Below are 13,462 nucleotides of genomic sequence, written 5' to 3'. Positions count from 1 at the left end.
TCTGTAAGAACTTTTTTACAATCACAACTAATACGAGCTTACATAGAACTAGAATAGGATATCGCAATTTGGTGTTGCTAGCCTTCCTCGTCGCTAACCATGAGAAGCCATCGCGTGGGCGAGGTAAAAGAATAACAACTATGACCAGTAGTAAGTCCACTACAAGAATTCTGAATGTCTTAGTTAAGCATAAAGACAACGCTGTTGAAAAGCGACATAACAAAGCCCATCTAAGCACGGCGAGGAAGAACTACGCAAGGCTAGCCACGCTAAGCCTTCTAAAAAATGCTTTAACTGTAGTTAAGACTTAAAAAGAGTGGTGCGGCTGGAGAGATTCGAACTCCCGACCCCCTGGTTCGAAGCCAGGTGCTCTATCCAGCTGAACTACAGCCGCACATAATGAACAAAACGATTTAGTAGCTCTGCCATTTGGACCCTCTGGGGACCCTTTGGCAACAATGCAACTTTAGCAGTCTCATAACACCTTGGAAACAATACTTTTTTTCGATCAAGAACTTTTCGGTTTACTTGATTCGAAGCCAAGTGCTCTATCCATTGAACTACGACTGCACAGAGGGTCCCAGACTATCAATGAAGCCCGGAAGAACGCAAGGAATGAACTGGCGCGCCGTGGCGCCAGAATCCTTAATCTTTGATAATAAGATGATTTTTAAGCTCGTTGGTCCCAGCGGAAGCCAGCGGGAAATGGGTCTGCAGATCTTTACCGCAAGCCTCGATAGCCGCCACGAAACCTTGTGCCCACTGCCCTTGATGAAGGCTCTTCCCCAGAATTCCAAGAATTTCATCCCAGTGTTCCTTCGGAAGCTTTTTGGAAATTCCCTCATCGGCCAGCACGACCGCCTTTTTTTCCATCACAGAAACAAAGATCAAAACCCCGGTCCCGCCTTCCGTGCGATGAATACGGTTTAGATAGAATTCCAAATGCGCGCGCTGATGAACAGAATCGACTTCGTCCTTTTCAGGCACAAACAGCTTCTGAATCCACTTGCTCTTCGCCAACACATGAGAAAGCGCATAAAACGCAACCACTATCACCGGCCACAGATAAACCCAAGGGGTCACCCACAACCAGTCACTGAACGGAAACTCAACAATGACCAAAAACAGAGTCAAAAGCAAAGTCAGCGTCAAAGGCACATGCCCCACGGCTGAAGACCGACGAACAATTACAGGAACAATCTCTCCAGAAGTGGCTTCTTCCATTTTGGAAATAGCCGCCTCAATCCGCGCAAGATCAGCCTCAGAAAGATATTTATTAATCCAAGCCATAAAGTTCCCTCAAAAAAATCAATTCTACCAACCAAACCCACAACTGAACCGCCGAGGTTAGGTTTCAAGAAAAAAGCGAATCCAGGTTGGTAAGCCGATACTCCGCCTTGGCTTGGGCTATGGCCTTAGTGCCTTGAGCGCGAGTTCCGCAGCGAACCCAAATTCCACCAGCGGCAGCCACAAAAAACCAAAAAGAGCGAGGACTGTCCGAGCGAGCAAGGCACTAAGGCCATAACCCAAGCCAAGGACCGAGAGCCACGGCATTACCAACTGCCGGATGAGCCCCCACCGCTGAAGCCGCCGCCGCCACCGGACCAGCCGCCGCCTCCTCCACCAGAAGACCATCCTCCACCGCCGCCATAGCCACCGCCCCAGCCGCCACCACGAAGATGACGCCCACGACCGCCACCAAAGCGACCCAGGATAGAAATAATGATGAAAAGAATGATGATCACACCAATGGGAATATCACCACCGGAACCATCACGGTCACTTTTTGCAGGAACACCTTCCTGCAACCCATTTTGTTCAGCGAACTCTTTATCCGCCAGGCGCAGAATTTCGTGTGTGCCCAGAACGATACCGGCAGAAAACTGACGGGCACGGAACAACGGCACCACCTGATCACGAATGATCCGACTAGCGATCACATCGGGAATTGCGCCTTCAAGGCCCTGCCCGACTTCGATACGCAGCTTGCGGTCATTCGCCGCAATCAGGAACAAAACCCCGTTGTCTTTTTTCTCGTCCCCCAGCTTCCATTTGTCAGTGACAGCAATAGAAGCCATCTCGATGGGCATACCATCCAAGGTGGGAACGATCAAAACCTGAACTTGAGCGACCCCGCGTTTGTTGAAGTCATAAAGAAGCTGCATCAGCTCTTGACGGTCATTGCGGGAAAGATAGCCAACCTCGTCCATCACAGGACCGGTCAAGGTCGGCACTTGGAACTCAGCCCGAGCCGAAAGACTCAGGGCCAAGAAGAATGCGAAAAAGGAAACTGTCAGTAAACGCATGTTCCCTGACAAACTAGAACTTCACTTCCGGAGCTTTTTCAGCAGAAGCCTTTTCTTCCGGAGTCATGTCCCACTGAGGCATTTTTTCGAAGTGATACATGATCGCATTTGTCCAGCTAGTCGGCGGAACGCTGACCTGATTGTTAAATGCATTGATCGTTTCAATGTATCTTTGACGAGCAATCGTGATGCGGTTTTCAGTGCCCTCAAGCTGCGCCTGAAGATCACGGAAGTTCTGATCCGCTTTCAATTGCGGGTACTGTTCAGACACCACCATCAAACGACCCAAAGCCTGAGACAAACCACTTTGCGCCTGCTGGAATTTAGCAAGCTGTTCAGGCGTCACCTTGGAAGGATCAATCTGCATGGAAGTCGCTTTGGCACGAGCCTCAGTCACCGCCGTCAAAGTAGCTTCTTCGTGCTTCGCATAACCCTTAACAACATTCACAAGATTCGGAATCAAATCAGCCCGACGTTTGTATTGATTGTTCACTTCAGCCAAAGCAGCCTCAGTAGCATTCTTAGATTGAGGAAGCGATTGAATCCCACAACCAACCATAAACGGCATCAACATCAGGGCAAGAACTAGAATACGGTTTTTCATAAAAACAAAGGCCTCCGTTAGATTCGTTAGAACTTATAGCTGGACATCGACGCGAGTTCCGCAGTGAGGCAAAACAGCCTCAGCGGAGCCACCGCCAAAAAAACACGAACGAGGACTGTCTGAGCGGCGAGGTCCAGCTATAAGTTCTAACGAATCTCCCAGTGACCCACAATAAAAACCGAATTATAGTAGTCGGATGACACGGATAATTAAGCTTCAACACACCGAAATAGCGGGCTGCATCTTCGTTGACAAGATTGCAGGTCTGAACACCCATACGCCCGAGTATGGTCAGCGCGGCTGTGTCGAAATTTATGAAGAAGAGCTGGATCGCAAGCTCTACACCGTGCATCGTCTGGACAAGGCGACTTCGGGCGCTTTGGTCTTTGCCACCAGCTCTGAAATTGCGGCACAACTGACGCAAGCCTTTGAACAGCACAAGGTTGAAAAGAAGTACCTTTTCCTGACCGACAAAAAAATCGCTCGCACTGAATTCACTTATGAGTCCTTCATCCAGAAGGAAAAAAACGTCTTTGTCAGCCGCGAGACTGCCGAGCCCAATTCCAAAACCAGCTTCAAATGGGTGAAATCATTGGGTCCTTATCAGTTGTGGGAGGCCGTGCCTCACTCCGGCAAACCTCACCAGATCCGTCTGCATGCTGAAGCCAATGGCATCGCCATTCTGGGCGACAGCGAACACAATGGTTCACGTCACTTCCGCCTGTGCCTGCATTCTCAGGTTTTGGGCTTTGAACTGAATGGCCAGGCCGTGCGCTTTGAAACGGCCCTGCCTCACTGGGCCGAAGACAACGCCACCACGGACCCGGAAGAACAAATTCTGAACGAGGCCTTCCAGCGCCGCGAACGCATGTTCAATTTTATGACCCTGACCGACGAATGTCTGCGCCTCAGCCACCGCGAGATGGACACTTACCGCATTGATCAGTACGGCGATCATCTTTGGGTTTACTGGTACAAAGAATCCGACCCCACCGTGCAGGATCTGCTGCGCTTTGAAAAAATCGCAAAGAAATATCACAAAAAGATCCTGATTCGCAAAATGCTTAATCGTGGCGAAGATCCCAACGCCGAACTGCTGTGGAAGATCGGTAATACCGCCACCCGCTGGCAGGCCAAGGAAAACGGCGTGCTGTACGATCTGCGCAGTGATACCGGTTTGTCACCGGGCCTGTTCCTGGATCAGCGCGAAAACCGTCTGTGGGTCAAAGAACACGCTCAGGACCGCAGCGTTTTAAATCTGTTTTCATACACCAGCGGCTTTAGCGTCGTATCAGCCCTGGCTGGCGCGCGCGAAGTTTGCACGGTCGACGTGTCCCAGAACTTCATCGACTGGAGCAAACAAAACTTCGTCCTGAACGGTCTGGATCCGGAAGCTGAAAATCATGAATTCTGGGTGCAGGATTGCATCTTGTTCTTAAAGGGCACCATCCGACGCAAACGCAAGTTCGGATTGATCGTCTGTGACCCTCCGTCCTTCGGCCGATCCAAAGGTGGTGTGTTCTCAATCAGCAAAAGCTTCGACGAGCTTTTGATCAACTGCCTGTACTGTCTGCAAAAAGATGGTTTGTTGTTGTTCTGTACGAACTATGAAAAGTGGACGACCGGCGATTTGCATCTGCGCCTGAACAAACTCAAGCGCGAATTTTCGTTCAAAATCCTGCCGGCTCCGGCACAAGGAATGGACTTTGAGCTCCCGGATCAGGAGCCCCTGATGAAGTCCATCATCATAAGAAAAAACTAAGGATAGAATTCGTAACGAAGCTGAATGCGCTCTTCCCCTTGCAGGCCCATTTTCGAGCCGCTGGCATAGGGAGGAATTCCGCGTGCGGTCTTCTTCTTTTTCGCCGGGTGGAATTTATCATTCACGAAACAGTCAAAGCGCTTGTCTTTGCAAAGGGTGTTGAATTCCTTCTTGCTCCCTTTGTGCACGTAAAGCTCCACCGCCTTGGTCATACGATCCAACAACGCCAGCCCCTGCGGGTCCACCACAATTCCGGAATTACGGGCCATTTCAGCAGGGCTCGCTTCGGCTTTCGGGGCCTTGTCGGACTTCGACGACTTCGCGGCGGCTTTCTTTTCTGCCGGCAAATCATCAAAATCCAGATCCTTGGTTTTCTTGGTCGCACAGGCAGACAACACCAGGGCTACGGCCACAATCATCAAATATCTCATCTCAACACCCACTCACCCCAAAGCATGCCCTCTCCGTTTGGATGGGCTTTGGCATAATTATAAAACTCTGTGACGAACGCCGCACGTTCTTTCTGATAAGGATACTTCCAGTCCTTTTCATCCGCAGGCACGGTCAGGACATCATAGTCATTGCTTAGTTCAGTATTGTGCTTGATGATTGCTTCAAACGAATCCGCCTTGGCATTTTTCAGCATGTCGTACAAAACCATAAATGTCGTCGTCCGGCCTTTGCCAGCACGACAGTGGAAATGCACCCAGGCATTTTCCGGCAATGCGCGCACGCTTTCAATAAAACGATCCACTTCAGAATCCACCGGGCGCACATGGTCCGTCACTGTCAGGCGCACGTACTGGTGGCCCCCGGTGCGGATCATGCTTTCTTCGGTTTCGATGCTTTGAATGGTGGTGGTGCCGATCTTTTCCCCGACACGCAGATCACCCAACAAACGGCGCTCACGGCGAACAGCTTCTTCGTGGTTCAAATCCGCATTGGCCCAGTCTCGATCCGCATACCAGGTCACCGGGATGTCATTGATCAGACCATGGGATTCCTGGCGCAGATCGAAAACATACAACGAGGCTTTGTTCTTTTTAACAGGCTTAGAAACCTCTTTCAGCGCCTTCGGGCTGAAGGTGGCACTACCAGACATGCGCAAAGAATCATTCTTGCGATAGTTCATGGGCTTGGCGGTGGCATGATCATTATCAAACACCAGCTCTACCGGAGTTGTCGGCTGAGGTCTTGTCATGAAAAAAGGAATTTTAGTGCTGACCGGTTTATCCGGAGTAAGGCTTACGGTCTTTTCCGCACAAGCAGCGACCGCAAACAGAACGGGAAGCAAAAGCAGTTTCTTCATTGGAGTCCCCTTTCTTTCCAATAAGGTTATTGGAAATTAAAGGGCGACACAAGTTTGAAGTGTTACAGATTTCCGCGGGAAAACATTTCTTCCAGATACTGGGCCGCACTGTCCTGGGTTCTCATGTAATAGTGAGCACGCAAGATCCCCTGCTCTTCATCAGTCAGGGAGGCGTTGGTTCCACGGCGGTTCAGTCGGTCCTGGGAAATATGATACAGACCCAGGGCACCAGCCACGGAAATGTTGAAACTTTGCACAAAGCCCGTCATGGGAATGATGATCGTCTGATCGGCCGCTGCAATCATTTCCGGGGTCACACCGTCGCGCTCGTTACCAAGCACCAGAGCGCTCTTGCCGCTGAAGTCAATTTCATGCAGAGGTTTGGCGTTTGCATCCAGATGGGTCACATAGATTTTGTAACCCTGATTCTTCAAAGCCTTCACGCAGTCCGCAGTCTTTTTCCATTTTTTGACTTCGACCCACTTGTCAGCCCCTTGGGTGACACGATTGGCTTCTTTGAATTTTTCCTGGGTTTCAATAACATGGAAATTGCCAAATCCAAGACCCTCAGCGGATCTCATCACGGCAGAAATATTGCCACGGTCATAGATGCCCTCAAGCACCACGGCCGTGTCAAAATTGCGAAGCGCCACCACTTTTTCGATCTTCTGGCGGCGTTCATCAGTCAGCAGGGGCCCGATCTTCTCCAGCACCAGCTGGTAGTTCACGCGAAGATTGGCATTGATTTCAAGTTCGGGCCCGTATGGGAACATTCTGACCTCTGTAGACAGGACTATTTGTAAAGAGCTTCCGGATTTTTTGCCAGGTCGCGAGTGATGTTCTTCTGGTGGGCTTCCAAAGTGCCGCCACCGATCTCAAGCAACTTCGCGTCTCTCCAAAGTCTTTCCACCACGTATTCGCCCACATAACCGTAACCACCCAGAACCTGGATCGCGCGGTCCGCCACGTTTTTCGCCATAGTGGTTGCCACAAGCTTCACACCGTCAGAATCCAGACGGTTGCCTTCTTTGTTCAAATCCATACGGCGTGCCGTTTCGTATACATACGCACGAGCCGCTTTGTATTCAGCGTAGGAATCGGCGATATAACGCTGCATCTGACCGAAGTGGTTCAAAGATTTGCCGAAGGCCTCACGCTCTGTCGCGTAACGGTTCATGATTTCGATAGAACGACGGGCAATACCCAGGCTCATCGCCGCCAAGGTCAGGCGCTCGATTTCAAGGTTGCGCATCATGTGCAGCATGGAATCACCTTCGTGACCGATCAGTGAAGAAGCGGGAACGTGACAATCCTGGAAGACAAGTTCCGCGGTGTTGGAACCACGCATGCCCAATTTGTCTTTGATCTTCTGACCAACTTCGAAACCTTTGTGGCTTTTTTCAACCAGGAAAGTGGAAATCAAAGCGCGGCCGTGTTTTTCACCCGTGCGGGCATAAACCAGAACCAGATCACAAGCGGTGTTGTTTTCATCAATCGTGCCGTTGGTGATCCACATTTTGCGGCCGTTGATGATATACTCATCACCTTTTTTTACGGCCGTCGTCTGCATGCCCAGAACGTCTGTTCCGATTGCAGGTTCTGACATCGCCATGGAACCAACCCATTCACCAGAGCAAAGCTTTGGCAAAATACGGTGGCGCTGTTCATCACTGCCGTTCACGGCAATGTTGTTCACGCAAAGCATGGAGTGCGCCAGGTAAGCCAGGCAGAAGCCCGGATCCGCGGCCGAGAATTCTTCATGAACGATGGTCGCCGCTGTGGCATCCATCCCTGCACCGCCAAACTGTTCAGGAACAGTGATTCCCAACAGACCCAACTCACCCACTTTGCGGAACAGCTCCAGATTGAACTTTTCACTGCGATCATGTTCGTGCGCCTGCGGCTCGATTTCAGCTTCAGTGAAAGACTTCAATGTTTCACGCAACATCGCGTGTTCAGGTGTTGGATTGTACAGATCAAATTCTTTCCAATTGAAAGACATATTAGGACTCCTTAAAACGGTGCAGTACAGTCTGGTGAATCTATGTAGTGACTGCCTTCGGGGCAAGGTTTTGACCACAATAATGCGTCGCATCTGCGCCATTTAACAAGGGGCCCGGCATTGGTTCTGGACGCAAATCCGGGGGTGGAATACCTTTAAATTCCTCGAGGGAGACCGCAGAATATGAAAGCCGCTGTATTGGGCATTGGAACCGAGCTGACCGACGGGCAGATTGTAAACAAAAACGCCTCTTGGATTTCAAAGAAGCTCAAAGATCTGGGACTGACCACCAAAGCCCACCTCGTGGTTCCCGACGAACGCCCCCTGATGCTTGAGGGGATCGAATTCTGTGCCGCCAAAGCCGACTTGATTTTTATTACCGGTGGCTTGGGGCCGACATCAGATGATTTTACCCGCGATGTGGTGGCCGACTGGGCTGGAAGAAAGCTGCTCTTTGATGAGGGCAGCTGGCAGCACGTCAACGACCGCCTGACTTCCCGGGGCTATGTCGTCAAAGACATCCAGCGCCAGCAGTGTTATTTCCCCGAAGGCGCCACCATTCTTCCCAACCGTGAAGGCACCGCCAATGGTTTTAGTTTGGAAGCTCACGGTAAAAAAGTTTTTGTTCTGCCCGGCCCCCCGCGCGAAATCGAAGCGGTGTGGGATGCAAACATTCAGAACTGGATTGCGGAACAGGCTGAAAATCTGGATCCCTATCTGACCCGCAAGTGGGACACCCTGGGTGTTGGTGAATCCGACGTGGCCGTGATCGTCGAAGAAGTTCTTAAAGGTATTGCCGTGGAAAAAGGTTACCGCGTGCATCTGCCCTATGTGGAGGTAAAGGCCTCGTACTATCGCAGTGAAGAATCCGCCCTGCAGCCCGCCTTTGAACAGCTGACCGAAGCCCTGCAGTTTTGCACCCTGGCCCGCGACGGCGAAGACGCTGCCGAAATCTTTGCCGACAAGCTTAAGCAGATTCCTTCACTTTGCGTGATTGATGAAGTCACCGGTCAGTTTTTGATGAATCGCCTGATGCCGGTGCTGCGTGGATTTATGACCGATCAAATGTGGAGTTTTTCAAAGTCCCGCGAGGTAAAAAGCCCGGCCGGACTGCATTTGCATGTGTTGCCTAAGGATGAACACAGTTGCGAGGTCAGTTTGGAATACAAGGGGCGGAAGGTGAAGGACTTTGTCACCAGCCCTTACAAGTCAGCGAATATGAAAGAGCGCCGTCATCAGTATTTTGCCGAAATGGCTCTGATTTTCTGGGTTCGCAATCTGTGACTAGCCGGCCTTTTTAAAGCCCGAGAAAAGCTTTCCGAAGAAGCTTTTCTTCGTCCAGTCTTCCGGAGCCTGCACCAGGCGGCGATAGTTCTGGTCAGCATAGCGAAGATGGTCATACACCATTGCGCAGGCGTCCTGCACAGAGTTGTATTCTTTCGGTGTGATCGCATTGCGATAGAAATCACCGGCCACATCAATACTGCCATTGGAATTCAGGAACACTTCAATCACTCCGAAATCGAAGTACTTGCGCTGCTCCAGCGGACGGGCTTTCAGTCCTTCAAATTTGAAGTTCTGAAACAACCAGCGTTCGGTGGCATTTTCCAGAATTTTTGTCTCAATGTAAGACACAATGTTGCTGTTCATATTCCCTCACCCTGATGGACGTTCTGATAGGGCATAAGTCTGCATCTCTTATCGGCTCATGGAACACTTTTATTTAGGATTAACCAGAAAATTGATGAAAAACTGATTTACTTCCTTAAGTAAAAACAAAAGCCCCCTGGAGTATTTGCTCCAAGGGGCTTTCCACAATTTCAAATTATTGAAGAAGATCCGTTAGTTCTTCTTGATGTTAAGACCTTTCAAAGCCTCTGCCATCGCTCCCAAACCAGAGCTGGTGGACGCATGGGACTTCCAGGTTTGATCTTCAGCTTCACCAGGCAATGCCAAAGAAATCTTCTTTTCTTCGAACATGATCTGATCCACCTGAACGGTTACATCGTCGCCGCGTTTTTTGTTTTCGTACTGAGCGGCATCCACAGAATCACGCCACTTGGAGCGAGGCAAAAGACCCGTCACACCCGGAGCGAGAGTCACGAACAAACCGAAAGTTTCTTTCTTTTCCACTTTCCCCTGCACCACAGTGCCCACTGGGAATTTCTGCGGAACCGCCATCCAAGGATTGCCAGCGCCATCAGCTTGCTTCAGTGACAAAGAAATTTTCAGACGTCCATCGACTTCTTCCATTTTGATCAGCTTCACGGTCACTGGCTGACCAGCCATCACAACCTCTTTCGGGTCATGAACGCGGGACCAGGAAAGTTCAGAAACGTGGATCAGACCTTCAATGCCGGATTCCAGTTCCACAAACGCACCAAATTTTTCCAGACGAACGATTTTACCTTCAAGCAAAGCGCCCGGCTGATGTTTCAGCATGAACGTGCCTTCGTTTTCAGCTTTTTGCAGATCCAGAACCTTACGGCGGGATACAACAATGTTGCGCCCTTTTGGATCCAGCTGAGTGATCATGAAATCGAATTTCTTACCAACGTATTCATTGGCATCCTGAACAAAGCGGCTGTCGATCTGGCTGATTGGACAGAACGCCGTTTTACCCTGGATGTTCACGCGGAAACCGCCATTGCAGGTTTCAGTCACGCGGCCTTCCACTGGAAGTTCCATGTCGAATGCGTCTTCCAAAGAATCTGTGGAGGCATTCATCGAGCCTTTTTTCGCCAGACGAACTTCGCCACCTTTGATGGAAACCACAACGCAGTCAATGTAATCGCCGACTTTGTATTTTACTTCTTTGTTTTCATCCAAAAGATCCTTGGTCAGGATCATACCGTCAGTCGGAGTGCCCGTGGCTACGAAGGCCTCTTCTTTACCGATGGAAAGAATCTCGCCATGAACCTGATCGCCCACGGAAAGTTTGGTCTTCATCCCTTTTTCAGATTGAGCAAAAAGTTCTTCGAAACTTGCGAAGTCTTTTTGTTCATTAACGTCATCACCAAAAATATCTTTTTTAGACATAAAGCAGTCCTTAAGTTTAAAGAGAAAAAAGAGAATAAAGCCAGCCCCCCGCTTTGACCAGCACCGCCGCACAAAGCCAAAAAGAAGGTTGGATGGCTAAAGCGGACCCTTTCACCCGCCTTAGGAGCAGCCGACTGTGGTGCCGCAGTTTGGACAGCGATAGCAGCCACTCGTAAGCACTGTGTCACTCCCGCATTCCGGGCATTTCATGGTGAAATTCGGAACACTGACCTCTTCCACGGCTTTGGGCTTTTCCTTCAGATTCAGAGGCTGACTTTGCTTGCTGCCATCCCGGTACACGGCCACCGCTTTAACCCCCAGCTCCCAGGCCAGGAAGTAAATGCGGCTGATGTCTTCTTCGGTGGCGGTGCTTGGCATATTCACCGTCTTGGAAATGGCCCCACTGATAAACGGCTGCACGGCCGCCATCATCTTCACATGGCTTTCCGGGGACAGCACCCGCTGACCCGGCATCGCGGTGGCGGTGTCAAAGACCGGCAGGTCTTCCGGATGCATTTGCGGAGCCCCGACGACCGAGTTGTTTTCTTCAACGTACTTCAAGATCCCCTGGCGTTCTTCCTCGGTGTATTGCAATGCCTCTAAAGCGGCATCGACGGACTGATTCACAATCTGAATCTCGCCCCCACCCACAAGTTTTTTAAATTTGATCAGGGAAAAATCCGGTTCAATCCCGGTGGTGTCACAATCCATCAACAGACCAATGGTTCCCGTCGGCGCAATCACGGTGGCTTGTGAGTTTCTGAAACCGTGCTTTTCCCCGTTAAACAAAACACCTTTCCACAGGTTTTTCACGGCTTTGTCGATCCCTGATGGCAGCATCTTCCAAGCGACCTGATTCAATGCACGCTCGTGCATCTTCATCACCTTCAGCATGGACTTGCTGTTTTTGCGATAGCCCGCAAACGGCCCCTTGGCCCGTGCCATCTCGGAACTGGTCAGATACGCCACCCCTGACATCAGCGAGGTCAAGGCCCCCGCCCATGCCCGGCCTTCGTCGCTGTCATAGGCAACACCTTTTCGCATCAGAAGGCTTCCCAGATTGGCAAAGCCCAATCCCAGAGGACGATAGTCATGGGAGTTCTGCGCAATTTTTTGCGTCGGGTAGCTGGAATAATCCACCAGAATTTCCTGCGCCACGAACAGAGTTCGCGCCGTGTGAATGAAAGATTCAAAATCAAAGTCACCGGTGTCACCCAGGAACTTCACCAGATTGATTGAAGCCAGATTGCAGGCCGAATCATCCAGGAACATATATTCAGAGCACGGATTGCTGGAATGAATGATGTCGGTTTCAGGACAGGTGTGCCACTTGTTGATCGTGTCGTGAAACTGAATGCCCGGATCGGCACACATCCATGCGGCGCGGGTGATACGACTCCACACTTCGGCGGCGGGGATTTCGCGCAACACTTTTCCACTGAGGCGCGCTTTCAGCTTCCATGGGCTTTCTTTTTCGACCGCTTTCATAAAGGCATCGCTGACACGAACTGAGTTATTGGCGTTTTGGCCGGAAACCGTGCGATACGCTTCGCCCTCGAAATCCGCACTGAGACCCGCCGCAATCAACAGATGCGCCTTTTGTTCTTCACGCATCTTCCAGTCGATGAAATCCAGAACTTCGGGGTGATCGATGTCAACCACCACCATCTTGGCTGCGCGTCGGGTGGTGCCGCCGGACTTGATTGCACCCGCCCCTTTATCCAAAACTTCCAGGAAAGAAATCAGGCCCGAGCTTTTTCCGCCGGAACTGGTGGCTTCGTACTTGCTGCGAATTTTTGAAAAGTTACTGCCGGTGCCAGAACCATATTTGAAAAGCTTGGCTTCGGTTTTGGCCAGATCAAAAATGCCTTCGATGCTGTCATCCACACTTTGGATAAAACACGCCGAGCACTGCGGGCGTTCATAGGCGTTTTTGGTGGCTTGAATGGATTTCTTTTTTTCATCCCATGCGAAATGTTCACTGGGACTTTGTGACTTGTATGCTTCCCACAAACCGGCATTGAACCACACCGGGCTGCTGAAGGCCCCGCGCTGGGACAGCAGAATGAATTTCAATTCTTTGGCAAAGATGTCGGCCTCTTTGCGAGTGGCAAAGTATCCGCCCTGGCGAATGGCCGAGGCGGCGATCGCCTTCACCACCCGATCCACCATCTGGCGCACCGAAGTTTCGTGCCCTGTCACCGGCACACCGACTTTGCGGAAATACTTGCTGGCGGCAATATCAATTGCCAACTGAGACCAGCCTTCCGGAGCTTCGACATTTTTCATTTCGAAAAACACTTCACCCTTGCGGTTGCGGATTTCACTGTTCACTCTTTTCCAAGTGAAAAGACTCTCTGGATTTTTACCTCCAGAAACAAAGTACGACGGACTGTGCAGAGTTTGTTTTTTCATACATTCAGTCTAGAGATTCTTTTCT

General features: G+C 50.6%; 12 protein-coding genes and 1 tRNA gene. 2 read left to right on the top strand and 11 right to left on the bottom strand.

All coding sequences use genetic code 11. The annotated features are described in order from the left end of the window. Positions 1–317: 317 nt before the first annotated feature. From BDT_RS05995 to BDT_RS05980, 4 genes are all read right to left on the bottom strand, one after another. Positions 318–394: transfer RNA gene (locus BDT_RS05995), tRNA-Arg, on the bottom strand. Between the two features lie 251 nt (positions 395–645). Beyond that, positions 646–1,290: a TPM domain-containing protein gene (locus tag BDT_RS05990; protein ID WP_015090351.1), complete on the bottom strand. Its 645-nt coding sequence runs from the start codon at positions 1,288–1,290 to the stop codon at positions 646–648. A 263-nt stretch (positions 1,291–1,553) separates the two neighbouring features. After that, positions 1,554–2,306 carry a TPM domain-containing protein gene (locus BDT_RS05985; protein WP_041577207.1) on the bottom strand — a complete coding sequence of 251 codons (753 nt, stop codon included), beginning with the start codon at positions 2,304–2,306 and terminating at the stop codon, positions 1,554–1,556. Positions 2,307–2,319: 13 nt separating this feature from the next. Continuing rightward, complete coding sequence (locus BDT_RS05980) at positions 2,320–2,910, bottom strand: LemA family protein (RefSeq protein WP_015090349.1); 591 nt, start codon at positions 2,908–2,910, stop codon at positions 2,320–2,322. 196 nt (positions 2,911–3,106) lie between these two features. On the opposite strand from BDT_RS05980, the gene BDT_RS05975 reads away from it, so the two are divergent. Then, positions 3,107–4,672, top strand: coding sequence for a pseudouridine synthase (locus BDT_RS05975; protein ID WP_015090348.1), 1,566 nt, complete (start codon positions 3,107–3,109; stop codon positions 4,670–4,672). Here BDT_RS05975 and BDT_RS05970 read toward each other — a convergent pair. The 4 genes from BDT_RS05970 to BDT_RS05955 all read right to left on the bottom strand — a co-directional run bounded on the left by BDT_RS05970 (position 4,669) and on the right by BDT_RS05955 (position 7,983). Further along, positions 4,669–5,103 (bottom strand): hypothetical protein, encoded by a 435-nt coding sequence (locus BDT_RS05970; protein WP_041577205.1) that lies wholly within the window; start codon positions 5,101–5,103, stop codon positions 4,669–4,671. The genes BDT_RS05975 and BDT_RS05970 overlap by 4 nt on opposite strands. Next, on the bottom strand, positions 5,100–5,981 hold the full coding sequence (locus BDT_RS05965; protein WP_015090346.1) for a phosphatase domain-containing protein: 882 nt from the start codon (positions 5,979–5,981) through the stop codon (positions 5,100–5,102). Before BDT_RS05965 ends, BDT_RS05970 begins: the two co-directional genes overlap by 4 nt. Positions 5,982–6,043: 62 nt before the next feature. After that, positions 6,044–6,754, bottom strand: a complete 711-nt coding sequence (locus BDT_RS05960; RefSeq protein ID WP_015090345.1) for a TrmH family RNA methyltransferase — start codon at positions 6,752–6,754, stop codon at positions 6,044–6,046. A 20-nt stretch (positions 6,755–6,774) separates the two neighbouring features. Continuing rightward, the gene (locus tag BDT_RS05955) at positions 6,775–7,983 is read right to left on the bottom strand and encodes an acyl-CoA dehydrogenase family protein (protein WP_015090344.1); all 1,209 of its coding nucleotides are present in this window, start codon (positions 7,981–7,983) and stop codon (positions 6,775–6,777) included. Positions 7,984–8,166: 183 nt separating this feature from the next. Between BDT_RS05955 and BDT_RS05950 the strand changes: the two genes are divergently transcribed. Continuing rightward, positions 8,167–9,267 carry a competence/damage-inducible protein A gene (locus BDT_RS05950; RefSeq protein ID WP_015090343.1) on the top strand — a complete coding sequence of 367 codons (1,101 nt, stop codon included), beginning with the start codon at positions 8,167–8,169 and terminating at the stop codon, positions 9,265–9,267. On the opposite strand, the gene BDT_RS05945 is transcribed toward BDT_RS05950, so the two are convergent. The 3 genes from BDT_RS05945 to BDT_RS05935 form a co-directional block, all read right to left on the bottom strand. After that, positions 9,268–9,633, bottom strand: a complete 366-nt coding sequence (locus BDT_RS05945) for a hypothetical protein (RefSeq protein ID WP_015090342.1) — start codon at positions 9,631–9,633, stop codon at positions 9,268–9,270. It abuts the gene before it with no gap. A gap of 192 nt (positions 9,634–9,825) precedes the next feature. Next, positions 9,826–11,022 (bottom strand): S1 RNA-binding domain-containing protein, encoded by a 1,197-nt coding sequence (locus tag BDT_RS05940; RefSeq protein WP_015090341.1) that lies wholly within the window; start codon positions 11,020–11,022, stop codon positions 9,826–9,828. A 120-nt stretch (positions 11,023–11,142) separates the two neighbouring features. Next, positions 11,143–13,437, bottom strand: coding sequence for a vitamin B12-dependent ribonucleotide reductase (locus BDT_RS05935; RefSeq protein WP_015090339.1), 2,295 nt, complete (start codon positions 13,435–13,437; stop codon positions 11,143–11,145). Between the last annotated feature and the right edge of the window lie 25 nt (positions 13,438–13,462).

Origin of the sequence: Bdellovibrio bacteriovorus str. Tiberius (assembly GCF_000317895.1) — a bacterium.
Classification (GTDB): Bacteria; Bdellovibrionota; Bdellovibrionia; order Bdellovibrionales; family Bdellovibrionaceae; genus Bdellovibrio; species Bdellovibrio bacteriovorus_F.
The sequence above is the reverse complement of the archived record's forward strand: the minus strand, read 5'-3'. Positions and strand labels throughout refer to the sequence as shown.